Annotated in this window: 22 protein-coding genes and 1 pseudogene; 14 read left to right on the forward strand and 9 right to left on the reverse strand. The window is 68.3% G+C overall.

Annotated elements, in window-relative coordinates; all coding sequences use genetic code 11:
• Positions 1-27: 27 nt before the first annotated feature.
• The 10 genes and pseudogenes from H4687_RS30055 to H4687_RS46720 all read left to right on the forward strand — a co-directional run bounded on the left by H4687_RS30055 (position 28) and on the right by H4687_RS46720 (position 7,669).
• Positions 28-906 (forward strand): winged helix-turn-helix transcriptional regulator, encoded by an 879-nt coding sequence (locus H4687_RS30055; RefSeq protein WP_046918740.1) that lies wholly within the window; start codon positions 28-30, stop codon positions 904-906.
• Positions 903-1,454: a hypothetical protein gene (locus H4687_RS30060; RefSeq protein ID WP_046918741.1), complete on the forward strand. Its 552-nt coding sequence runs from the start codon at positions 903-905 to the stop codon at positions 1,452-1,454. Before H4687_RS30055 ends, H4687_RS30060 begins: the two co-directional genes overlap by 4 nt.
• Positions 1,451-2,692 carry an MFS transporter gene (locus tag H4687_RS30065; RefSeq protein ID WP_046918742.1) on the forward strand — a complete coding sequence of 414 codons (1,242 nt, stop codon included), beginning with the start codon at positions 1,451-1,453 and terminating at the stop codon, positions 2,690-2,692. The genes H4687_RS30060 and H4687_RS30065 overlap by 4 nt, the downstream gene beginning before the upstream one ends.
• A gap of 47 nt (positions 2,693-2,739) precedes the next feature.
• Positions 2,740-3,069 (forward strand): annotated as a pseudogene (locus H4687_RS46710) (hypothetical protein).
• 102 nt (positions 3,070-3,171) lie between these two features.
• Positions 3,172-4,392, forward strand: a complete 1,221-nt coding sequence (locus tag H4687_RS30070; protein WP_050399707.1) for an ATP-grasp domain-containing protein — start codon at positions 3,172-3,174, stop codon at positions 4,390-4,392.
• On the forward strand, positions 4,389-5,549 hold the full coding sequence (locus H4687_RS30075) for an MFS transporter (RefSeq protein WP_050399598.1): 1,161 nt from the start codon (positions 4,389-4,391) through the stop codon (positions 5,547-5,549). Before H4687_RS30070 ends, H4687_RS30075 begins: the two co-directional genes overlap by 4 nt.
• Complete coding sequence (locus tag H4687_RS30080; protein ID WP_046917778.1) at positions 5,546-6,226, forward strand: HAD family hydrolase; 681 nt, start codon at positions 5,546-5,548, stop codon at positions 6,224-6,226. Before H4687_RS30075 ends, H4687_RS30080 begins: the two co-directional genes overlap by 4 nt.
• Before the next feature lie 40 nt (positions 6,227-6,266).
• Positions 6,267-7,133 (forward strand): DUF317 domain-containing protein, encoded by an 867-nt coding sequence (locus H4687_RS30085; protein ID WP_046917777.1) that lies wholly within the window; start codon positions 6,267-6,269, stop codon positions 7,131-7,133.
• 41 nt (positions 7,134-7,174) lie between these two features.
• Positions 7,175-7,372, forward strand: coding sequence for a hypothetical protein (locus H4687_RS46715; protein ID WP_225966874.1), 198 nt, complete (start codon positions 7,175-7,177; stop codon positions 7,370-7,372).
• Positions 7,373-7,669 (forward strand): hypothetical protein, encoded by a 297-nt coding sequence (locus tag H4687_RS46720; protein ID WP_225966875.1) that lies wholly within the window; start codon positions 7,373-7,375, stop codon positions 7,667-7,669.
• Between the two features lie 214 nt (positions 7,670-7,883).
• Here H4687_RS46720 and H4687_RS30095 read toward each other — a convergent pair whose 3' ends face one another.
• The gene (locus H4687_RS30095) at positions 7,884-8,126 is read right to left on the reverse strand and encodes a hypothetical protein (RefSeq protein ID WP_046917776.1); all 243 of its coding nucleotides are present in this window, start codon (positions 8,124-8,126) and stop codon (positions 7,884-7,886) included.
• A 232-nt stretch (positions 8,127-8,358) separates the two neighbouring features.
• On the opposite strand from H4687_RS30095, the gene H4687_RS48150 reads away from it, so the two are divergent.
• Together H4687_RS48150 and H4687_RS48155 are read left to right on the forward strand one after the other, a co-directional pair.
• On the forward strand, positions 8,359-8,976 hold the full coding sequence (locus H4687_RS48150) for an MSCRAMM family protein (protein ID WP_318787714.1): 618 nt from the start codon (positions 8,359-8,361) through the stop codon (positions 8,974-8,976).
• A complete protein-coding gene (locus H4687_RS48155) occupies positions 8,973-9,317 on the forward strand; it encodes an LAETG motif-containing sortase-dependent surface protein (protein ID WP_318787715.1) in 345 nt (114 codons plus the stop codon). The genes H4687_RS48150 and H4687_RS48155 overlap by 4 nt, the downstream gene beginning before the upstream one ends.
• 405 nt (positions 9,318-9,722) lie before the next feature.
• Here the strand turns inward: H4687_RS48155 and H4687_RS30105 are convergent, their stop codons facing one another.
• A complete protein-coding gene (locus H4687_RS30105) occupies positions 9,723-10,859 on the reverse strand; it encodes a hypothetical protein (RefSeq protein ID WP_159026229.1) in 1,137 nt (378 codons plus the stop codon).
• A gap of 234 nt (positions 10,860-11,093) precedes the next feature.
• Here H4687_RS30105 and H4687_RS30110 point away from each other — a divergent pair, with 234 nt between their 5' ends.
• A complete protein-coding gene (locus H4687_RS30110; RefSeq protein ID WP_159026228.1) occupies positions 11,094-11,255 on the forward strand; it encodes a hypothetical protein in 162 nt (53 codons plus the stop codon).
• Between the two features lie 465 nt (positions 11,256-11,720).
• Here H4687_RS30110 and H4687_RS48160 read toward each other — a convergent pair whose 3' ends face one another.
• Positions 11,721-11,852, reverse strand: a complete 132-nt coding sequence (locus H4687_RS48160; protein ID WP_318787716.1) for a hypothetical protein — start codon at positions 11,850-11,852, stop codon at positions 11,721-11,723.
• 28 nt (positions 11,853-11,880) lie between these two features.
• Positions 11,881-12,369 carry a DUF6233 domain-containing protein gene (locus tag H4687_RS30120; protein ID WP_046917774.1) on the reverse strand — a complete coding sequence of 163 codons (489 nt, stop codon included), beginning with the start codon at positions 12,367-12,369 and terminating at the stop codon, positions 11,881-11,883.
• Between the two features lie 873 nt (positions 12,370-13,242).
• On the opposite strand from H4687_RS30120, the gene H4687_RS30125 reads away from it, so the two are divergent.
• Entirely contained in the window at positions 13,243-14,136 is an 894-nt protein-coding gene (locus tag H4687_RS30125; protein ID WP_159026227.1) for a helix-turn-helix domain-containing protein, read from the forward strand.
• Between the two features lie 530 nt (positions 14,137-14,666).
• Here the strand turns inward: H4687_RS30125 and H4687_RS30130 are convergent.
• The 5 genes from H4687_RS30130 to H4687_RS30150 form a co-directional block, all read right to left on the reverse strand.
• A complete protein-coding gene (locus tag H4687_RS30130) occupies positions 14,667-14,963 on the reverse strand; it encodes a hypothetical protein (RefSeq protein WP_046917773.1) in 297 nt (98 codons plus the stop codon).
• A gap of 948 nt (positions 14,964-15,911) precedes the next feature.
• Positions 15,912-16,721 carry a transposase family protein gene (locus H4687_RS30135; protein ID WP_046917771.1) on the reverse strand — a complete coding sequence of 270 codons (810 nt, stop codon included), beginning with the start codon at positions 16,719-16,721 and terminating at the stop codon, positions 15,912-15,914.
• A gap of 534 nt (positions 16,722-17,255) precedes the next feature.
• Positions 17,256-17,714, reverse strand: a complete 459-nt coding sequence (locus H4687_RS30140) for a hypothetical protein (protein WP_046917770.1) — start codon at positions 17,712-17,714, stop codon at positions 17,256-17,258.
• A gap of 839 nt (positions 17,715-18,553) precedes the next feature.
• Positions 18,554-20,827, reverse strand: a complete 2,274-nt coding sequence (fxsT, locus tag H4687_RS30145; RefSeq protein WP_159392240.1) for an FxSxx-COOH system tetratricopeptide repeat protein — start codon at positions 20,825-20,827, stop codon at positions 18,554-18,556.
• 158 nt (positions 20,828-20,985) lie between these two features.
• Positions 20,986-21,480: a hypothetical protein gene (locus H4687_RS30150; RefSeq protein WP_050399601.1), complete on the reverse strand. Its 495-nt coding sequence runs from the start codon at positions 21,478-21,480 to the stop codon at positions 20,986-20,988.
• Positions 21,481-22,211 lie beyond the last annotated feature (731 nt).

The raw sequence follows: 22,211 nt of genomic DNA on the forward strand, positions 1-22,211 counted from the left end.
CCTTTCCTGTCTGAGGAGTCCCTTCCCTTGGCTGCCACCGGTCTGTCCCGCACCACCCTGACCGATCTCTCGCGCGTCACCGAGAGCCTCAAGATGCTCGCCCCCAACTGGAGCGTGTGGGTGCTGATGACCCTCTCCGCGGGGCACCTGCGCTACAGCGATGTCAAGGCCAAGCTCGCCCTGCTGGCCGACGGCCAGCTCCACCCGAAGCTGACCAAGCTGGTTGACGCCGGTCTCGTCGAGCGCACCGAACACGGCCCGCGGAACGTCACCTACGGGCTGAGCAGCCGCGGCGCCGCTCTGATGCCTGTCCTGCCTGCGCTCAACACCTGGGCGGACACGCATCTGGAGAAGCCCCTCGCGCCGGACAAGAGCACCGGGGTGCTGGAGCCGCAGTCGGTCGCGGCGGCCCAGAACATCGAGGACGCGATCGCCCTGATCAGCCCCAGGCACTCCACGCCACTGGTGTGGGCGCTCAGGGCCCGCGGGACGGCCGGCGCCAAGGCGCTGGCGGCCGAGGTCATGCCGCACTACAGCCTCAGCCGCGTCTACCCGCCGCTGCGACGGGTGATCGACGACGGGCTGGTCCAGGTCACGGGGTCTGGTGACTTCCAGCTCTCCGCCAGCGGCCAGGCCCTCGCCCCGGTCTACCAGGCACTCTCGGCCTGGGCAGCGGGCCGTCCCCTCACCGACGAGGCCACGCACCCGCTGTGGGGACACGCCCCGACGCCCTCGCAGACCCGGTCCGGCCCGTACCTGACCACCCAGTCCAGGCTCTCGGACCCGCCTGCCTCGCCCGCACCTGCCCAAGCCCAGGCCCTGTCGTGGAAGACCGGCGACCTCTTCTCTCACCGGATACCCGCCCGACCCCTGTCGGTCTCCCCGGCAGAAGGCCAGCGCCGATGACCACGACCCTCCACCTCAGCCACCCCCTCGCCGGCCGGGTCATCCACGCCCTCTCCCTGCCGGCCCTGATCCGCCTGGTCACCGAGATCGACGACAACGGCCCCATCAGCCGCCGCCGCGGCAGCCTGCAGAGCGCGTTCGGTGACCTCACCACCCACCAGCTCCGCTACGCCATCGACGTCGCCCGCACCCTCGGCCTGGTCCACGCCGACCCATACGCCACCACCCGCTACCGGCTCACCGAGGCTGGCGCAGACCTCGCCGAGTTCTACGACACCGCTGCCCGCTGGTCCCGCACGCACCAACGCCCCCACGCCGTCTGCGATTTCGTCACCCGTGTCCAGCACGCCCTGAAACTGCTCGGCCTGCCAGCCGACGCGCCGACGCGAGACCCCGCCGACGCCAGAGTGCTGCGTACCGAGGCAGACCTCGCCCTCCATGGGCTCAGGACCGCGCTGGACGAGTGGCTCCAGACGCATCCGCAGTCCCTGCCCGCCGCGGCACCGCGCTCCACTGCGGCGGCGGACGAGACGGAGCTTGTTGCGTGAGAATCCGTACCGGATCCCGGCACGCCCGCCGACCTGGTTCCGCACTGCTGCGCGGCATCTACCTGCCGCGTGGCATGGACGCCGCCGCGTTCGCCATGACGACGTACGGCATCCCCCTGCTGGTGCTCGCCACCACCCGCTCCGCAGCCCTCACGGGCCTGGCCTTCGCCCTGGAATGGCTGCCACGGTTGATGGCGTTCGCCCTGGCCGGAGCCCTGGTCGACCGCTACGGCACGACCCACGTGTTCCGTCTGGCCTCGACGGCACGGGCCGCCCTCGTGCTGGCCGCCGCGCTCATCCTTGGGTCTCCGGCCGACGGGCCCGGCGAGACGATTACCGTCATGACGCTCGCCGTCGGCACCGGTGTGCTCACCGAGTTCAGCTACCTCGCCGCCGAAACCGCCGGCGGGATCGCCAGCCGCACCGCAGGTGCGCGTGCCCACCGGGTGCAGTCGGTCCTCCTCGGCATCGACCAGACCGCCACCCTGATCGGTCCCGCGCTCGCCGGGCTGCTCCTCACCCACAGCGGCGCCACCGGCATGCTCGCCGCAACCGCCGCCTTCTCCCTGCTCGCCGCCGCACTCGCCCCACGACAGAACATGGCTCCCCACACCACCTCCCAGGCAACTGTCGTCCGGGGACTGCGGACCGGCTGGCAGGCACTGCGCTCCCTGCCAGCACTCGGCTGGCTCGTCGGGGGACTGACGCTGTCCAACCTCGCCGTCGGCGTCCTGCAGGCCGCGGCCCCGGTAATCGTCGTCCAGCGATTCGGCTACTCCAGCACCGACGTCGGCCTGCTCTGGTCGGCCGCCGCCGCAGCCGGCCTCGTCGCGATCATCCTGTGCCAGCGTGCCATTGACCGCTACGGCCTCTGGGCGGTCGGTGCTGTCTGCGCGACGATCACCGGCTCGGCCTGCCTCGCCCTCACACTCGCCGACACCTACCACGCCTATCTGGTACTGATCGCCCTCGCCCTGGCCGGCGAGGGCGGCATGACCGTCGTGCTGCGCACCCTGCGCTCCCATCTGATCCCCGCCGAGGTCTTCGGCAACACCCTCGCCGTGACGATCCTGCTGCTCCTGCTGCCCTTCCCGATCGCGGGACTGCTCGTCGCCGCCGTTTCGCCCAGCCGGCTCGGCCACGTGATCACCGCCTGCGCGGTCGTGCAGGCGATCGGCCTGGCCACCGCCTTCACCCGGCTGCGCACCCTCCCGGACCTGCACCCCTCGGCCACCTGACCCGCCCCGCCCTCTTCAACTGCTTCCCGGAGGGCTTCCCGACACCCATGCCCCACGCTCCCCAGTTGGACCTCTTGTCCCTTTCCGATGCTGTTTCCGGCCGCACCACCGGCCGGCCCACGATCACTGAGCAGTTCCTCGCGTTCGACGCCCAACGCCCCCACGTCTACCGCGCCTTGGAACGCCTGACCGCAGACCGGCTCGCGGCGGAGCCACCCGCATCGGCCTCAAAGACCTCTTCGAAGCCCTGCGCTGGCGCCTCCCGCAGGGCGTGGCCGGGCTGAACATCAACTTCACCTCCCTGTACGCCCGCAAATGGGACGCCGATCACCCCCCTGGGCGCGCCCGCGTTCGAACTGCGCCGCCGCACCCCCTGACGTGACCGGCGTGCCCTCACATCAATTCCTTTTTCGCACATACGCACTTGGAGCCTTCTGTTGCTGTTTCGTCCCGTCGTCCTGGTCGTCGCCGCCGCTGACATGGAGGCCGAGGCGTATCGCGCGGACTGCCTTCAGAACGTCGCCGCCCACTACGACGTCGTCCTGATCACCTGTAGCGAACCAACCTGGGAACGCCCGCACCTTCTTGACTGGGAGGTCGCCGATCCGACGGACCAGGCGGCCCTGACCGCTGCTGCCCTGGCCCTGGCCGAGCGGCACCCGGTGGCCGGGGTGATGACGTGGACCGAGTGGTACCTCGTGCCCGTCGCGCGCCTCGCCCGCCGCCTCGGCCTGCCCACGACCGGCCCAGAGGTCATGCAGGGCTGCCGCAACAAAGCCACCTCCAGGGCCCTGTTCGCCCGGCACGGGGTGCCCTCGGCCGCGTCCGCCCGGGTCCGCACCGTCGAAGAGGCGGCGCAGGCCGGCGCACGGATCGGCTACCCGGTCGTCCTCAAGCCCGCCGCGTACGCGGCCAGCATCGGCGTGATCCGCGTCAACGCCCCGGGCGACCTACCCTCCGCGTACGCGATCGCCGCCCAGACGGCAGGACACGGTGTGGAGAGCACCGAGGTCCTGGTCGAGGAGTACCTCGACGGGGACGAGGTGAGCGTCGAGTGCGCCACGTTCCAGGGCAAGACCACGGTGGTCGCCGTCACCCGCAAGACCGTCGGCCTGGAACCCTACTTCGAGGAACTCGCCCACACGGTGGACGCGGCCGACCCGCTGCTGGCCACCGTGACGCCCGTCGCCGAATCCGCGATCACCGCGCTGGGCATCACCGACGGGATCAGCCACGTAGAGATGCGCCTGGTCGACGGCCGCCCACGACTGATCGAGGTCAACGCGCGCCTCGCCGGCGACCTGATCGGCCACCTCGTCCACCTCGCCACCGGCATCGACCTCGCCCGGACCGCCGCCGACATCGCCTGCAGACGCGCCCCCGACCTGACCCCCACCCGCCACCAGGCCGCAGCGATCCGCTTCATCTACCCCGCCTACTCCGGCACCCTCACCGCCCGCCGCCTGACCGAACGCACCCAGGGGTTGGAGCGCGTCCGTTTCCAGCGACAGGCCGGTGACCGGCTGGTGCTGCCGCACGAAGGAGGCGATCTGTTCACCGCGCGCATCGGCTTCCTGATCGCCACCGGCCCGAACGCCTCCGTCGCCCAGGCCCGCGCCCAGGAGGCGTACCGCAACCTCGACGTCCAGGTGACCGCGGCTGCGCAGAAAGAGTCGGCCGAAGAGGACTTCGCCGCGTGAGCGGCACCGCGGCGACCGATCTGGTGCGCAGCCGCCGCCTGTTGACCGGGTACTTCGCGGGTCTCGGTGTCGTGATGGCCGTGTGGGGCGCGCGCATGCCCGCCGTCCAAAAGACCGCCGACTTGAGTACCGCCGAACTCGCCCTCGTCCTGCTGGCCGCCGCCCTCGGCATGGTCGCCGGACTAAAGACCGGAGGACGCCTCGCCCACCCGGCCCGCCTGCCCGCGTTGCTGACCGGCGGCGCCATCGCTCTCGCCGCCTGCCTCGCCGCCCTCGGCGCCTGCCGCAGCCTGGACACCCTCTTTGTGGCGGCGTTCGTCTTCGGCGCCGCGCACGGCGTCCTCGACGTCGCAGTCAACGCTGCTGCGGTCCGATGCCAGAACGCCCACGGGCGCCCGATCATGGCCGGGCTCCATGCGAGTTACAGCCTGGGGGCCCTCCTGGGCGCCGCGGTGGCCGCGGCCACCGCCCACACACCCCACACCGTCCTGTTCGCCGGCGTCTCGGCCGCCGCCACGGCAGCGGCCTGTGCGACGACTCGGCTCACCCGCCGCGTTGCCGCCCCCGGACTCGAGCCCGCCCAGTACCGCAACCCCGCGAGCCCGGACGGGCGTGGGGGAATGTCCCGTTCCCGGTTGTGGCTGCTGGGCACGCTGGCGGCCGCAACCCTGCTGGGGGAGGGGGCCGCCGCCGACTGGGCCGCCATCCACCTGCACAACCTCGACGCGACGGCCGCGACCAGCGCGGCGGCATTCGCCCTCTACAGCGCGGCCATGGCCGCCGGACGTCTCGCCGGAGACCGGCTCACCGCCCGCTACGGCGCACCCGCCGTCGTACGCGCCGGCGCAGCCCTGGCCGGGCTCGGTCTCGCTACGGGCCTGGCCGGCTCCACCATCGCCTTCGCACTGGCCGGTTGGGCGGCCTTCGGCCTCGGGCTGTCCGTCACGATCCCCAGCCTGATCACTGCCGCCGGCGTCGGCGGACCCCGCGCGGTCGCCACCGTCGCGGTCACCGGCTACGTCGGCCTGCTCGCCGGCCCCGCCCTCATCGGCGCCCTCGCCACCCTCACCGCCCTGCCGATCGCGCTGCTGCTGCCCGCCCTCCTCGCAGCGGCCGTCGCCGCCCTGTCCCGCAAAGCTCTGGAGACCGCCCCTTGACCAGCACTTCCCTCACGCCCACCGGTGTGGACGCCTTGATCATCGACTACAACGGTGTTCTGGGCCGACAGCCCACCCCCATCATGTGGAGACGCCTCGCCGACCTCGCCGAGTGGCCCCACGGGCAACTCGACTCCTTCCAGGACGCCTTCTGGGCTCCCCGGGAGGCTTACGACGCCGGAGAGCTCAGCGATCTCGCCTACTGGGCCAAGGTCCTCGGCCACCACCCCGGCCCGCGCTGGCTGCGCACCCTGCGCACCGCCGACACCGCCATGTGGACCCGCACCGACGACCGCGTCCTCGACATCCTGCACCGCGCCCACCAGACGGGCCTGCCCATGGTGCTCCTCTCCAACGCCCCGCACTTCCTGAGCGACATCCTCGATGCCACCGACTGGCGGCGCACGCTGATGACCGACGCCCTGTATTCGGCCCGCCTGGGCCTGTGCAAACCTCACCCGGCCGCCTACGAACACGCCCTCGCGGCCACCGGCGTCGCCGATCCCGGACGCGTCCTGTTCATCGACGACCGCGAAGACAACTGCCAGGCGGCAGCCGCTCTGGGTCTTCGCAACCTGCACTACACCGGCCAACCCGCCGACCTGGAGAAGCAGTTGAACCCCGCCGGTCTGGCCGCCGTGTGCTCGCCGGCAGCTCCGCGCGGCACCAGCACCTGATATCGCCTGCCACTGCTCCACCCCGACCCCCAGGACCCCTGTGCCCGATACCGAAGAGATCGATGGCGACGTCTACGTCTCCCCTCGCTACCTTGCCGGCAGCACCTTCATCGGCGACCCCGCGCTGGAGCCTCTCCTCACGCTCGGTTTTGATCTGCGTCACGACGACCTCGGCAACGCCTACGTCACCGCGCCCGACCACCGCGTCCGCCTCGGGTACCTGCCCGAGGGAGACGACGACGGGCTGTGGCGGATCAACGCCCACCGCGACCGCTTCGGCCCGCCCGCGTGGGGCGTCAGCTTCAACGACTCCGCCCCCACGGAGTTCGTGACCGCCTTCACCACCGCCCTCGCCGAGGCATACACGGCCGGACCTGACACGTATCTGGCCCCGCCCGACCTCAAGGACCCCGAACTCGGCGCCTTCGACGCCGTGGTCCCGCTGATCAAGAACGGCTGGCAGTTCCAGCACCCGCGCTGGGGCGTGATGGAACTCCAGCCCCCCGACGGAATGGCCACCCTCGAATACACCACCGGCCGCCTCGACCCGGCAAAGGAACTCACCACCCTGGAGGCCCGCTGGTACCTGTGGGGCGGCCCGAAGAGCGGCCACGCCCGTTGGTACGCCACTGCCTCCACCCACACACCGACCGCCCTGGTCAAAGCCATCACCCAGAGCGTGTCCGACCCGGCACCCCTGCCGCGCTGGAAGGACTCGATGCTCTCCTCGCTGCGCGAAGCCGCCGAGCTCACCCCCGTCACACCACCCGCACCCCCGGTACCCACACCTCTCGACGTCCAGCGCGCCACCGCCCGCCGACCGGCCCTCGGCACCCGCAGCGTCCCCCGCTGGAGTACCACCACCGTTGCCGCGACTCCCACCGCCCGCACCGGCCCACGCCGCTGAACGATCTCTCCTGCCCACGCACGCCAGAAGGTCTTCCGTAAGTGTCCCTGCACGCCCAGCAGTTCTTCACCGAGCACCTCACGCTCCCGTTCGCCGAGAGCTCGGTCATCGGCAACACCTACTACGCCACCCCGCTGCCCAGCTCCTCTCTGCGGCTGCGGATCGACTTCTCGCGCACCATCCGCGAAAACGAGTACGACGGTCTGCGCCTTGCCGTTCGCCATCCTGAGAAGGGGTAAGTGGACGCCGTGGTCCTCGCCTTCGACGAGCACGGCACCTTTACGCGGCGCGACGCCGCCCGTGAGGACCAGCCCGGCTACAGCGGCTACGCCCGCATCCTCGACCTGCGTGGCCACAACCGCCAGCCACCGTGGACCGGCGCCGAGGTCGGCGGGCTACTGGCCGCGATCGAGCAGTACACACAGGTCTGGTTCCCCGGAGCCTGGACGACCACCGCACGCTCCCGGCCAGCAGCCTGCACCGTGCAGAAGGTCCCCCCCGCCCCGGCCAGCCCCACTGCAAGACGAACACGCTGACCCACCACACAAACACGGAGATACATGGCCCCGCCCCGCTGGCTGGCCCTCCGGCACCGACCACAGCCCGAGGCCACACGCACCGCCGAGCCTGAGGCCCACACCCCGTCGGCACCGCAGGGCCCTTGGCTCACGGACCCGCACCTCCGCGCCCGGCTGCAATCCGCCACGCTGACCATGCTCGACCTGATCGAAGACGTCATGGACGACGACTTCACCCTGACCGAAGACCGAAGCCATCGACGGCTTCTGCCACCATGCCGTCGACCTGCGCAACATCCCCGCCGAGTACGGCATCCTCGTCGAAGTCGAAGTCGAAGTCGAAGTCGAAGTCGAAGTCGAAGCCGCAGCGCAGATCGTCCAAGCCGCCGGCCTGCCCGCGGGCTCGCCCTTCGGCCCCTCCATCGCCCAGGGCCTGGCCCACATCGAGACACGTCCCATCGACGACCAGCAACATCTCGTACGAGTAGCGGCCCGTCGCTACGCGAGCACCATGCCCTCACGTCGCCGGACCCGAATCCGTCAGGTACCGGCCGCCCCACTGGTCCAGCCTCCGCGCCCTACCCGCTGACCGGCCCAACCCCCTTCTGCCGACGGGCAGTCCTGCCCGCGCCCTATCCAGGAGAGTCCCCTTCTTGCACACCCGCTCTGCCCGCTGTCTTCCTGCCGCAGCGGTAACCATCGCCGCTGTGGCCAGCACCGTGTCCCTGGCTCCGGCCGCCGCGGCACAGATTCCCGAGCCGACGCAGTCCACGTCCACTGTCCCGTTGAACGCGGCTGAGACCGGCGGGGTCACCATCCTGAAGAAGGATCCCGGCGGTGACGTCCTCGCCGGCGCTTCGTTCACCCTGCTCGACTCCACGGGTCAGCAGGCCGCCCGCGGCAAGACCGATGCCGACGGCCAGCTCGCATTCGAGCACCTGGCACCGGGGGTCTACCGGCTCAAGGAGGTGTCCAGTGGCAGCCCGCTGCATGACGTCGTCGACGACCAGGACGTCATCGTCACCCCTGGCGCGGACAGTCCGCTGACGATCACCGACCCCTTCAAGCCCGCCACGGTCACGCTGAAGGCCAAGGACAGCAAGAGCGACAAGCTGCTGCCCGGGTCGACCGTCAACATCGGCACCGGCGACACCACCCTCCTCACCCTCACCACGGCGCAGGCGGCACCGCCTCCGCGAAACTGCCCATCAACAGCCGCACCGGCAGTCACTTCTGGGTCAAGCAAACGACGGCAACGGACGGATACGACCTGTACAAGCCCTCGAAAAGCTTCACCGCAAAGCCCGGCAGCCCGGTCACCGTGACCGTCACCAACGCCAAGACCACCGGCACGACACCGGAGCCCGCCACCTCCGAGAAGCCGTCAGACAAGCCGGCCGACGAGTCCACGTCGGACAAGCCGATCCCGAACCAGGGCGACACCACTTCCTCGCCGTCTGTCTCGCCGTCCGACAGCGCGGTCGTAACCGAGACGGCGTCGAGCACTGCGGTCCCCACCGCCGAGGGCACGCTCGCCCACACCGGAGCCGACGCCACCCCGTGGCTACTCGGCGGCGCCGGCTTCCTCCTCGCCGCTGGCGGAGGCGCCATCTTCGCGGCACGCCGCCGCCGAATCGACGACAGCGACGGCCCCGCTCACAGCTGATACAGCCCCGTCGGCACCCGCCACAGCCCTCGAATTCCGTCACGGATTTCGGGGGCTTTCGCGTGCCCGGTAGACGGGCCTACGGATGGGAGCCGCCACCTGGCCGGACCCCACAGGAGCATGCGCGGGCGACCTACGACGGCCGACGGAACCTGCGGAAGTGGCGGACGGCGCGACCGCCGTCACGAAGGCTCGCGGGCGCCTCGGATCCTGGTCCGCAGGCGTTCCTGTGGCTCTGCACATGAGAACGGGAGTCGTTTATCAACGACTCCCGGAGTCACTGCGAGACCCCGCCGCTTGATCAATGTCGATGAGTTCGGGAGTCGCTGACGGCCGGGTCGGCGGTTCGAGGGTCCCCCTCGGCAAAGCGGGCCGGGCTCAGGGCAGTCGCGTGCGGCGCGCGCCTCACTCGTCGGCCGGCGCATGGCCGGCGAGCCGCTCGGGATCGTGCTGCACGCGCTTCATGGCGGCATCGGCGAGTGCCTCTCGCCGATGGGTGAGTTCCCGGTCGAGCGCCTGCGCGGCGCTCTCAGCGAGCCCATCGTCGGTCATCTGCCAAAAATGTGGCTGGTAAGGCTGGCGGACGCGAGTGGGCTGAGAGAAGAGCGCCGTTATGACGGGGTCGGCGATCGCGTCCAGGGCAGCCTTTAGCCCCTCGGGAGGTTCGGCGTGGCGGATGAGACCGAACTCGAGAAGGCGCTGACACCCGTCTTCCCAGGCATCGTCACGCAGACCGAAGGCCTGCATGCGGGGCCGCGTGGTGAGGAAGACGCCCGACACGCGGTGCTTCCTGGGCGCCCACTGGCTCATCCATCTCAGGATGAGCCAGGTGGCGACCTCGGAAGGATTGAGCACCTGGATCCAGCCCTTCAGGAAGAAGTCCTTAGGGAGCGTGATCGTCCTGGCGGCTGTCCAGCTACGGACGGGGACGGTGTAGATGTCTGGGGTCGGCATATCGCCCCGCCCGCCTTCCTCCATGAGCGAGAAGTCCTCGTATAACCGCTGTCCGCGCGCGCCCCGGGGCAGGGAGACCAAGGCGTCTTCATGGCCGAGTTCTTCCAGAGTTCTCAGGGCTCCCTTGACTTGCCGAAGCCGCAGGTCCTCCAGCTTCCTCGTGCGCCACCGCTCCTCCGCGCGCGTACTACCGCGGAGCTCTGGAGGCATGTGCTTGAACGCGGCGTCGTACGCCCCCGACGCCGTGTCGTACGCACCGTCGATGGCAACGAGGGCGGACCACGATTCGGCACCCTTCAGCGGGCGGACGTTCTGCCAGGGGTCCCCCGTGTCCAGTCGGCACTGCGCCTCGAAGAGGGCCAGCAGGTAGAAGCGCAGCGCTATCCCTCGCGGAAGGACTAGCTTGGTGAGTCTCGACCGTTCCCCGTCGGCCCGCAGCAAAGCGGTGCGCAGGACGATCGAGTCCGGCTTCTTCCCTGCCTTCCAGATTCCGCCCAGGGCCTCAGACGCTTTCGTTACCGAGCCGGTCCTTCGCATCTGCTGCAGTCGGCGCAGTCTGCGCTCGTTCGTCTCCCGTGCATCAGCCACGAAGAAAGATTAGCGTTTTGATCCCACCGTCTTGATCCGGGTAAAGAGCCTCAAGAGCCTTTACCCGGATCAAAACGTTAATCACGTCCCGACGAAGGGACTTCCAGGCCCCTCACCATGGACTTTAGGCCCGCTCAACGCGGGCTCGGCGGTCACGTCGTTCGCACAGACGCGAACGGCCCCGGGGTTCAGCCGGGGCCGCCTGCTCGAGGATTCCTTCAAGGAGAACAGTACGTGGCAGATTCCAATGACCCCCAGCCCCTGCCCCAGCGCTGGGCGATCATTCTGCTCGCCGGCGTCCTGGCGGGCGCCCTCGTCCTGAGCCTGGCAGGCCCGCTGCCCGGGCTCGGTGCCGCAGGCGCGACGGTGCTCGCCCTGCACAAGCTCGTGGCGTAGCGAAACCGGTGGAGGGGGCTGCTGGCACCCTCCACCGGCGCCGTCAGGTGCCCCTGGCCGCTCTGTGCCCAACAGGGCGGCACCGCGGGTGCCTCCCGAACTCGTGAACATCGACTTGGCCGGCTTTGAAGTGCTTCCCGCGCTCATTGACAAACGACTCCCGTTCTCGTGGATAAAGCCATTCCTGCGTGGCGCGGCCGTCAAGACGCACGTCGAGGGGTCCCGGCAGCGGGGTGTCGGTTCGCGGCCCGGGGGTCAGCCGCGCGGCGTCCAGCCCTTCGCGCTCGGCGATCAGTCGGCCGAGGTCGCCACGGCTGAGCGCCTCCAGCCAGGCGAGGTGGAACACCCCCGCTGCATCGGGCAGCGCGAGTTCCAAGAGCGCGGCAGCCAGGTCCTCGACATGCTGGCAGCCACGTCGTCGATCACTCCGTCAACCTGCGCGGGGTCCCAGACGTCGAGGGGATGTCAGGGGACTTCCGAGACCGTGCCGGGTGGGGTGGTGGCGAACGTCGCGGCGGTCTCGTGCCCCGCCGCCGTGGCCTGGCGTGCCAGTTCGGTTCCCAGGAAGCCGCTGCCGCGGATGATCAGGACCGTCATGGCTCCGCTTCCGGCACCGCCGTGGCAGTTACCCGAAACCCTTACCCAACTCCAGTGCGGGGACGAGCACTTCGGCCGCGACGCACTCGTGGCACGCTGAGGCGCCGGGCCGCATCAGCGCGTCCAGCGCCTCCATGGTCCCCAACTCCTTGCCCCCGACCGTCGCATGGCGGCAAACGGCATCATGGACGACCGTGCCGCCGCGACGCTGCGGATCCGGCCGTACGACCCACCCCGACGGCTTCGGCAGCGGAAGAGCATCAAGGCGCCGATGTGTTGGGACGATCGACAGGTCTACACCATCGATCGGCTGGAGCTGCTTGTCCGTGACCCACACCGAGTACTCGGCAGGCTCCACCCCGTCCTCCGTCGCGACCCAGGAGGGCACACCGATGCGGTACCTCCATGGGTGTCTTCCCGTCGTCTGCAACCTCTCGTACAGGCGGACCTGCACGGCCTGCTCATCCGGCAAGACCAGCGTTATCAAGGCGAACGGCTGCGACGGGGAGGCGGCCACGACGGTCCCTCCTCTACAGGGCCTCGGTCTCCAGAGCCCGCGCCTGACGCCGCAGTTCCACGCGGGCGGCAGGACGAGACGGCTGGACTGACCAGTGCCGATGCCACGCGATCCGGGAGGACAAGACCAGGAGCCGTCGACGCAGGGCTGTGGCCCCCACCGTGGGAGGCAGTGCGGCAAGTGCGTCGTACGTGCGATACCAGTCATGCTGCGCTTGCAGCAGGTCACGAGGGTAGGGCGCAAACTCCATGGCCATATTCAATCATTTGTTCGATTCTCGGCGCATCTCTCGCCGTCTGGTGTGCCTCGCAGTGATGGTTGGCCATTCGCAGTGCTACTTGGCCCCCGTCACCTTCGAGAGACGGCGTGTATCCGAAGGTGGCGTCGGCCGATGGTGACCACTGCGGTGAAGCCGAGGACGCTCGCTCTGCCGATGAGGAACGCCGTTCCTGCGGCGAAGACCACGTTCATGCATCGTTCGCTGCATGAACGTGGGTTATGTGCTGCCAGCCGCGCTCTGGACCGGCTAAGGGGGGAGCATCACCGCGTCTGCACCCACCAGACGACCGTTGCGACGGCGGCTGAGCCCACAGCCGCTCCCGCTCCACGAACCAACGCGAACAACGCGGTGCGTGCGAGTCGCTGACCAGTTGGACTGTTCCTCTTCATTGCAGCCTCCCCAGGTGGGTCGCGGCCCTCAATGTCGCTGCGCCTGAGGTCCATTGATGGTGCTTCGGCGGTCCAACGGCAGTGCTCTCGAAGTACTTCGGAAAGGCCGTTGGCGAGCCGTAGGCTCGGCACACGAGTCGGAACTTCCGACTCGGAAGCAAGCCACGAACGGTGGGGGTTCGGATGCTGGATAGATCTGCCCGCGTGAGCGCGGTTCCCCCCGTGGTCGTCGAGTTGTCCAAGTTGTGGGAGGTGGCGCAGGCCGAGTCTGGAGGCCGGTTGACGCTCACCCGGGTCAGCCGGGAATCAGGTGTCCCGGTGGCGACACTCAGCGATTGGCGCCGAGGTAACCACGTACCACGGGACGCAGAGGAATTGCTGAAAGTGGTCCGTTTGCTATGTGGATGGGCGAAGCAGGATCCGCCGGTCGAACGCCGCTGGCGACAACTAATGGAATCTCCGGCAGTCGCAGACGCTCCCCAGGTTCCATTCGCCTCTTCCGTTGTGGCCCTCCGTGACCACCTCAGGTCCGCTTTCGCGGCGCCAGAGGTTTGGATTGACGCCATGTGTCTCAACGGCCAGTCGTTGGCAGTTGCAATGGGAGATCCCATTCATGCGATTCATGCTGGGGAGGTGAAGCCAGAAAGGATCAACGTTCGAGTGCTGCTTCCCAGCCGAGACATTGATTTGGTGTTCCCTCGCGCGGCGAAGCCGAACGATGACGAAGACGGCCATGTCCACCAGGCGTGGCTCAGTGAGCGTAACGCTCATGCAAGGTCGATGGCGACCTCGCTGCGATCACTTCGCGCAACTCACGGCATCGATGTGCAAGTTGCGTATCGGGCGATTCCTTTTGCCCCCATGGCGAAGCTGTACCTCATCAATGACAGCACCGCACTGTTTTCGTACTACACAATGGTGCGACGTGAGATAGAGATCGATCAACGGATCATGGAAGTGTATGACGCGGGCCCCATGGGCTTGGTGCGGGTTTCCGGAGCCGGTGAAAACGGTCCAGACACAGACTTCGTTGAGCAGTCGGTTCTCTGGTTCAACGCAATGTGGGAGACCATCTCCGTTGAGATGTCGTTCACGTAGGCCGCTGGGCGGTGCCGCCTCGCGGTAGTACCGGCGGACAGCCCCTGGTGGGTTCACGTTCGTTGCCGCCGTGGCGTTACCGATCGGCCGACGTGTGGCAGCAGCGGCCCGAGGCCCTGCTCACCGAACTCGGCGCGGCCTCGCCGCTGGACTGGTCCCGCTCGGCAGTCGACTCATCCCACGTCAGAGCCCTAGCCGACGGCCAGCGGCACGGCGAGATTTCGGACTGAAGGAGGAGCCGTGGCACCTGGCCGCCGCCGGTGAGGCATGCGACCGCCGTCCCGGATGTCACTGACGGCCCACGGGCCCAAACGCCAATTGGACCCAAGTCCGTGACCCAGTTGGCCAATCATCATTGAGTAAAGTGGCCAGTTGCGGTTGAGCGCGAGCCCGTGGCCTGCGACGCGTTTGGACGGATTGGCTATCTACCGGTGGAGGTCACATCTGGTTGCGCGGGTGCGGTTGTGACTGAGCGCCTTACCTGGCCACGGAGCGCTTCGGTTGGTCATTCTGAGCATGTGCTGGCCCGGTCATGGAGCGTCTGCCGTCTCCTTGAGGTGCCCGTTGTCGAAGCGCGTCCACCGGGTGTCGTCTTGGTCGGTGAAAGAGAAGGTGATGGGCACGGCACTCACGGTCCCGTCTGCCAGCCCTAGGCGCTCAACGTCGGTGACGTTCTCGACCGCGTAGCGGATACTCGCCTCGGCCGGGACCATGTTGCTCAACTGGATCACGGCGCCCCCCTCTCGGGGCAGGTGGACCATGTAAATCGGACCATCGCTCTTGTTCTCGATGACGTACTCCGCCGCACTGACGTCCGTGCCCTGCATGTATCCCTCCGTTGGGACAGCATGGCCGTGCACGCGGCGTGCCTGGGCACGGCGTTGCTGCTTCCGGTCTTGTCGCCAGAGGAGCAAGCCGAGGAGTAACGCACCCACGGTGCCGACCGCCGCAAAGGCTGTCGACCAGGCGCTCAGCCAGTCTGCCGGCGTGGGACCACTGTCGACGCGAACTCCGTGCATGGACGCACGGTAGACGCGGCCCTGTCTGTCGGCCGGGACGCTCGCCGCTGGGACTGGGCATGCGGAGAGACTTCCACCCTTTTCGTCTACCAGGCCCTTCTGGCTGGCCGAGGAACGCCCTGACCGCGTCCGGTCATCGTGGCCAACTGGGATGCTCAGGTGGCCAATGTAAGACGGCTCAGTCACAGCGGTGACGCCTGCCGGGCGCTGGATCCTTACCTAACGCTGACCGGTCCAAGTGAGGAAAGGGGGCGGCGGCACGCTGTCCCCTTCGCCTGAAGTCTGTCGCCGTTTCCCGGCCAGCCAGGCTCACGGTCGTGTCCGAATCCTCGGATCGGCCTGAGCGAGCGACGATTTACCAGCGCCCTGACCGGCGGTCACGCTCAGGTGCTGCCATCGAGATGCGAGCGAGCCGCTTGGACGAAGTCTGTTCGCACTTCGTGGAAACGCCGCCACCGCCCGTGGGGGAAGCGCTCCACAGCTTCGCTTAGAGACAGTTGGTGTGCGTACGTGTAAACGAGGGCCGTGGTGTCAGAGGCAGCTAGCAAGTCCAAGGCGTGGATCTGGAGGCTGAGTCGCTGTCCGTACTCCGTGCTGCCCGGATCGTCGGAGTCCATTCCCCGCAGCTCCCGTAGGGACCTGAGAACCGCCGCGATCGGCCGATTCTCATCAGAGGGAACCTCGCGCTGCTCGAACTGCCCGGCACCTTCGAGTACTCCCATCGCGCGCACGGCAGTGACGTTTTCTCAGCGGTGATCATTTCCAGAGTTCGTTGAGCACGAGGGCAGCGCGGGCGATGTCGCCGATCCGGCCGGGGCTGAGGGTGATGCGCTGCAGGGTGCGCCAGCGCTGTTTGAGCTCGGCAGCGGCTCGTTCACCGAGTGCGCGGATGCCTCTGATCAGGCTGTTCCTGGCTCGCGTGTCTGCGTGTAGGGCGTGCTCAGACTGGCCTTTGGGGCGGCGGACCGGGACGCGGATGCCGATGCCCGCGCCGATGTAGCCCTTGTCTGCCAACGTGGGCAGCCCGGCGACTGCGGCCTTGTACAGCGCCGGTAGTGCGTGGATGCGGGCGGCGGTGATGTCGGGGGTGGAGCCGGGCTCGACGTCGGAGACCCATAATGGCGTGCCGTCGGGGGTGGCGAGGAACTGCACGTTGCCTCCGAACGCCTTGTGCTTCTGGCTGAACCACAGGTCGTTGCCGTTCTCCCGGAGGCCGGCGACACGGTCGGATTCGATCAGCGTGCCGTCCAGGATCACGTGCGTCATGGCCTTGCTCCGGCAGCAGTCCAGGACCTCGTGCAGGTCCGGGGCCTGGTCCGCGAGAACGTCGATGCCTTCGTGCAGGTACCGGTAGCCGGTGGCCTGGGAGACGCCAGCGTCGCGCGCCAGGCAGTGCACGCAGGCGCGTTCGCGGAACCAGCGCAGCACGAGCACGGCCTGGCGGAACGGGCCAAGCGCCCGAGAGCCCCTTGGCGTGCCGATGCGGCGGCGGTGCGCGGCCAACAGACGTGACAGGTGATCCACGACGTGGCGCGGGACGTCGAGCGTGGCAGCATAGGTGACCAATGCGAAGCCTCTGGTGGTTGCGGACATGATCTTGTGGTGAGACCTGTCCTACCAGGGGCTTCGCGTCTATCTGAGGCCGGACCCCGCTTGCGTCCTGCAGCAAACTGCCGCGTTCATCGCGATGCCTCCCCCTCGGCACCATGGGAGTGCGCCGGAGGCGCTTGCCGCTTTCGGACCCAGGAGGAGAGGTCCGGCACTGGCAGCCGGTTCATCGAGTACACCCAGACAATGATTGCCGCGCCTTGCCACCATGGATGACTGCCCAGTGACGCCACGACCGAGCTCCACGCCAGGATGACGGCCAGGAGAACCCAGTGCCGCGCCGACCATCGTGTTGGCCGCCATCTGATCATCTTCTGCTCCGCCCGCGGCCAGCCTGGTTGTGTGCTCGTGCGCCCGCGACCATGGATCTTGCCAGATTGCCCCCGGGACGGACAGGCCTGCTCAGGCCTTGGTTCCAGCTCATGCCGCCCTGCCCATGACCGAAGGGGCAGGGATCATGTGTCCCTGCTGCAAGGCACGGGACAGCGGTGGCTACGTGAATTCCGTTGAGAAAACGTCAGTGAGTGCCTGTTCCAGCTCAAAGATCGTCCAGACTATGGCGCCCTGCAAGGCGTAGCCCTTAGTGACGAGCTGCTCGGGCCCTTCAAGCTCGATCTTGCGATATGCGTCAGTTGCGTCCACGTAGCGGGAATGAGCCACTTCGAGTTCCCGCTCGGCCTCCGGCAAATTCTCGTCGGCGAGATGTCCTGCCACGACTCCGGCAGTCAGCCTGAACTCATCCACGGCTCCGAGATATTCAACCCAGACGTCGCGCCTTACGGTTCGACGCCACTGTGCGTTTTGGTCTCGTCCCTGCGCCCTGACCGCTTCGATGGCCGCGTTCGCCTGCTCCTGCATGCCGCGTGCCTGCCAGCGGGCCCCGAAGAGGCCAAGCGCCACACCTGCCACTGCGATCAGCGCCGCGAGTACGGCAGCCGCCCCCTGATCCATCCCGGCATTGTTTCACGCCGAAGATCACGCTGCAGGGGGCCCGGCGGCGCCGGCTCGTGGCCGGGAATGCGATGGATAGCTGGTCAGTCTCGCAACCGCGGCCAACTGGCCGCTGAGTGGCCACGGTTCGTGAAGTGCGGCTACGGGACCTGAGATCTCACACATAATGTCAACGGACAAGTTGTCCGCCGATATCGAACCCAGTCCGTGGAGTTCCTTGCCATCCAACGCAGTCACCACAGGTCACGGCGTTGGTGAGCGGGACGGACGCACCAACCCCTTTGCCAGTCACGTTAGTCGTCGCAGGTCAGCGCGGGGCGGACTACTGGATTCATTGTGTAGGATCTCATGCCGTTTGACATCTCGGAGGACTGTGGCCTGCGCATTGACGCGGTGTCTCACGCCGGTGGCCACGTGCCTGTCTCAGAAGCGTGGCCCTTTCCTCATTTCCCCCGGCAGATGGCCCGGGGAGAGCCTGAAGGTCAATGGCCGCCGGAGAGTTCGCCGCTGAGGCTGTGATGGAGAAGGGTGTGCATCCGTAGGCCCGGGCGCTCCCGTCCGCGCCGCGGACGGGAGCGCCCGGACCTACGAAGGTGTAGTCGCAGATCGGATAGACCGTCCCGGACACGAGTTCGCTTGCTCAAGCCCCGTCCATGGCGCTCCATTGGTCGTACTGACACGGCAATAGGCGAGATCGATCCCACGGCTTGGCGCCATGACGCGGGCTTTGAACCAAGCCTGGTGACGTCAGCTTCTGACACAAGGCGACCTGCGGGAACGTGATCACGGTCCGGCGGTCGGCCGCCTGTGTCACATCCGTGCTTGTGACACGGCGGTCACTACGATCTTGCACCGTCGCGTTCGGCGATTGCAGCGGTGAGATCGTCTCGGGCCATCACCGCGAGCGAGTGTTCTTTACCCATCACCCGTTCGCAGGATGCGAGGATCTTCTCGTACAGGGGTATGGCGCGGTCGGGAAACCCCGCCGAGCGGTAGACGCTAGCGAGCCTTCGGCGGAGAGCAAAGGTATGGGGGTCGTCTTCGCCCAACACCTGTTCATAAGTGCTGATGGCCTTCGCATACAGGGGGATGGCGCGCTTCAGGTCTCCCGCCGACTCGTAGGATTCGGCGAGGTTGCCGCGGGAAGCCATGGTGTGGGGGTGGCCTTCGCCCAACACCCGTAGCTGGTCGGTGAGGGTCTGCTCGTGCAGGGAGATGGCGATTTTCAGGTGCCCTGCTGCCCGGTGGGCGCCAGCGAGGTCGTTCCTGGAAGCTAGGGTATCGGGGTGGTCTTTACCCAGAACCCGCTCCCGAATGGCGAGGTTCTGTTCGCATAGGAGGATGGCGCCTTTCACGTGCCCCGCCTCACGGTAGGCGCCGGCGAGGTTGCTGCGGACGGCTAGCGTGGAGGGATGGTCTTCGCCCGACACCCGCAGATGGCCGGTGAGAGCATGCCTGAACAGGGAGATGGCGCGCTTCAGGTCTCCCGCCGACTGGTAGGCACGGCCGAGGCCATTGGTGGAAGCCAGGGTTCCAGGGTGGTCTTCGCCCAACACTTGTAGCTGGCCAATCAGAGTCCGCTCGTACAGGGCGATGGCCTCTTCGAGGAGTCCCGCCTCACGGTAGGCGCTGGCGAGGTTGCTGCGGACGGTCAGCGTGGAGGGATGGTCTTCGTCCAACCGCAGATGGCTGGTGAGGGTCCGCTCGTATAGGGCGATGGCCTTCTTTAGGTGGCCAGCCGACCGGTAGGCCAGGGCAAGGTTGTTGCGGGAGTTCAAGGTGTCGGGGTGGTCCTCACCCAGTACCCGTTCACAGGCGGTGAGGGCGCGTTGGAGGTGTCTGATGGCGTGGGCGGGCCGGCCTTGGTCGCCGAGGAAGCCCGCAGTGTGGTTGAGGATACCTGCGGTGGTGGCGGTGTCGGTGTCGGCGGTGGTGTGATCGGCGAGGGCGTCGATGTGGGGGAGCAGGGTGCGCCAGGTGGGCCAGGTGGCGGGGGTTTCCCAGGTGGCGGGCAGGGCGGTGCGCAGGTTGGCGGTGGCCTGTTCGCGGGCCTGGGCAATGTGGTGCGGGGTGCGGTGAGGATCCTCGGGGTCGGGGGTGCGGGCGAGGGCCTGGACGAGCCGGTGGACGGCCAGGGTGCCGGTGACGTTGTCGGGGGTGATCATGCTGTAGGCGGTCAGCAGGCCGAGTGCCGCGTGTAGCGCAGGCGGGTCGGCGGGGCCGCCGTCGGCCAGGGTGGTGGGGATGAGGTTGGGGGCGTACCAGGCCAGGGTGCGCAGCAGGTCGGCGGCCTGAGGCTGGAGTTCGGTGATGCGATTGAGGGTGACGTTCCAGATGCGGGCGATGGTGCGCTCGGCCGGGGTGGTGGCCGCGCCGTGGCGGTACATCGCCGCCGGGTGCTCAGCGAGCAGGCGCAGGTAGGCGCGGGGGGTGATGAGCGGGTTCTGCGCGAGGTAGGCCGCCGCCTGCTCGATGGCCAGGGGCAGGTGGCCGAGTTCTTCGCACACGTCGGCGGCGCCGTCCAGGTCCCGCCCGGGGTTTGTGGCGGTGGTGATGCGGGTGAACAGGTCCAGGGACTCGTCCGGGGCCAGGATGTCCAGGCGGACCACGGTGGTGGCGATGGTCCAGGCGGCGGCGAGCCGGCTGGTGATCAGGAAGCGTCCGCCGGGGGCGCGGGCGAGTAAGCCGGTGATGTCGGCGGGATCGTTGACGTTGTCCAGGACGATCAGCCAGCCGGTGTGCGTGGCCAGCCACTGTGCGGCGCGTTCGGCGAGTGCTTCGGCGGTCAGGGCTTTGGCCAGGGCGGGTTGCAGGGCGGTGGCGAGGTCGGCCAGGCCCTGCTGGACGGCGACGGGGCTCTCGGCGTTGATCCACCGGACCGGGGCACGGCCGTGGGGGTGGGTGGCGGCCCAGTGCGCGGCCAGAGTGCTCTTGCCGATCCCGCCCAGCCCATGTACCGCCTGGACGACCGTTTGGCCCCCGAACGAGAGTGCGGCATCCAACCGCTCCAGCTCACGGGCGCGGCCCACGAACGTATCCGGGCGTATCGGCAAGTTGTCCAGTCCTGGTGGGGCCTGGATCTCAGCCGGGGGCACGAGCGCCTCGGGCGGCAACTGAATGGCTGTGGCGTTGTCCCCGGTCAGGGCGGTCCCCAGGAAGTCGCCGCCGCCGGTGTCGATTGCTACGGACCGCGTCCCGGATGCCTCGACGCTGGGGAGGACATCGGGCTCTGATGCCTGCGGCTGCGCGGGCTGCTTCTTGAAAGGCCACTTCACGCGGGGTCCTCGCCGAGTTGGTCGCCGGTGGAGATGGTGCCCCCGGGGTTGCCGTTGATGGCGATCGACCGTTCTCCGGACGCGGCCACCGAGCCAGGCCCAGGCTCGGGCTGGGGTGCAGGGGGGGCCGGGGCCTGGGGCTCCGGGCGGGCCGGAGAGCTGTCCGGGGCACTGCGCACCCCGGTGTCCCCGGTGGAGATATTGCCCGTCGGGCTGCCTTTGACGGCGACGCTGCGCGGGCCGGACGCTGTGACCGGACCGTCGGACGGCGGAGGCGGGGCGTCTTCCGGGTGGGCGCGGGTGGCGAAGCTCTGGCCCCACGCGACGGCCAGCGTGGCCAGCACCACCCCTAGCGCCGACGAGAGCCCCCAGCGGACCGCGGCATCTGTGACCATCGACGGCAGGAACACGGCACCGCACAGCCACGTGGGTACCGCGAAGACCACGGCCGTGACCAGTCCCGCAGTCGCCCAGCGGAGATTTCGCCGCATACTTCCCCCTCGATCCGAGCCGTCACATCCACGACCACAATGGCAGTAACTCCCCTGCCCTGGGGGCTGATCGCGTACGGTCCCCCTCCGCCGACGAGGCTGGACAGCCACGTCGCGGGCGCTGCGGGCAGCGCAACCGTCGGCCGGCTGGACGCTCGGCGAAACCGACGCCACAGAGTGAACAGGCTGACCAGTGTCCTGTCGAAGTGCAGCTGGCAGATAACAGTTCCCTGGCCTGCGGAGGAGTCAAGTTGTTTGAGAACGCCGGTGGTCTTTGTTCTCAAACAACTTGGCTTTCGCAGAAGTCTCGTACGTGGCGGGGCGGAAGACCGGGCCTGGAAAAACAACTCGAACCCCGTAAACGAAGCAAACGCCGCCGCTCGGCACGCGCCGCGATGAGAATCCGCCAACACGAACGACAACGGGGGAGAATCCGACAGCTTGAATGTGACAGGGCAACCATCCGGTCTCTGAATCGTGGCCAATCGGCCGCCGAGTGGCCATCGGCCGTGAGATTCGGCCACGGAATCTGAGATCCCACACTTCGCCTGTAGGGTCTCGCCGCTCGTGACATGTCGATCTTGCGTGACCTGGGCGTTCTTGGCTGTCTCACGGCCTTGTCACCCATGACCAGTCTCAAATCCGTTGCAATTCCTCGCGAGGGCGAGGGCGAGGTCGAGATCGGGCGGCTTGTCCGAGTCGGCCGAGTACGCCACGCGGAGCCCCGAGCA

The organism is Streptomyces stelliscabiei (genome assembly GCF_014873495.1).
In the GTDB taxonomy this organism is placed as follows: domain Bacteria; phylum Actinomycetota; class Actinomycetes; order Streptomycetales; family Streptomycetaceae; genus Streptomyces; species Streptomyces bottropensis.

Coding starts and splice junctions, on each gene's coding strand:
- H4687_RS30130 (WP_046917773.1), bottom strand. CDS start 14,963: ATGCAGGGCACGGACGTCAGTGCGGCGGAGTACGTCATCGAGAACAAG.
- H4687_RS48160 (WP_318787716.1), bottom strand. CDS start 11,852: ATGACGGTCCTGATCATCCGCGGCAGCGGCTTCCTGGGAACCGAACTG.
- H4687_RS30150 (WP_050399601.1), bottom strand. CDS start 21,480: ATGCGGCGAAATCTCCGCTGGGCGACTGCGGGACTGGTCACGGCCGTG.
- H4687_RS30140 (WP_046917770.1), bottom strand. CDS start 17,714: ATGGATCAGGGGGCGGCTGCCGTACTCGCGGCGCTGATCGCAGTGGCA.
- H4687_RS30095 (WP_046917776.1), bottom strand. CDS start 8,126: ATGTTGCTGGTCGTCGATGGGACGTGTCTCGATGTGGGCCAGGCCCTG.
- H4687_RS30070 (WP_050399707.1), top strand. CDS start 3,172: ATGGAGGCCGAGGCGTATCGCGCGGACTGCCTTCAGAACGTCGCCGCC.
- H4687_RS30060 (WP_046918741.1), top strand. CDS start 903: ATGACCACGACCCTCCACCTCAGCCACCCCCTCGCCGGCCGGGTCATC.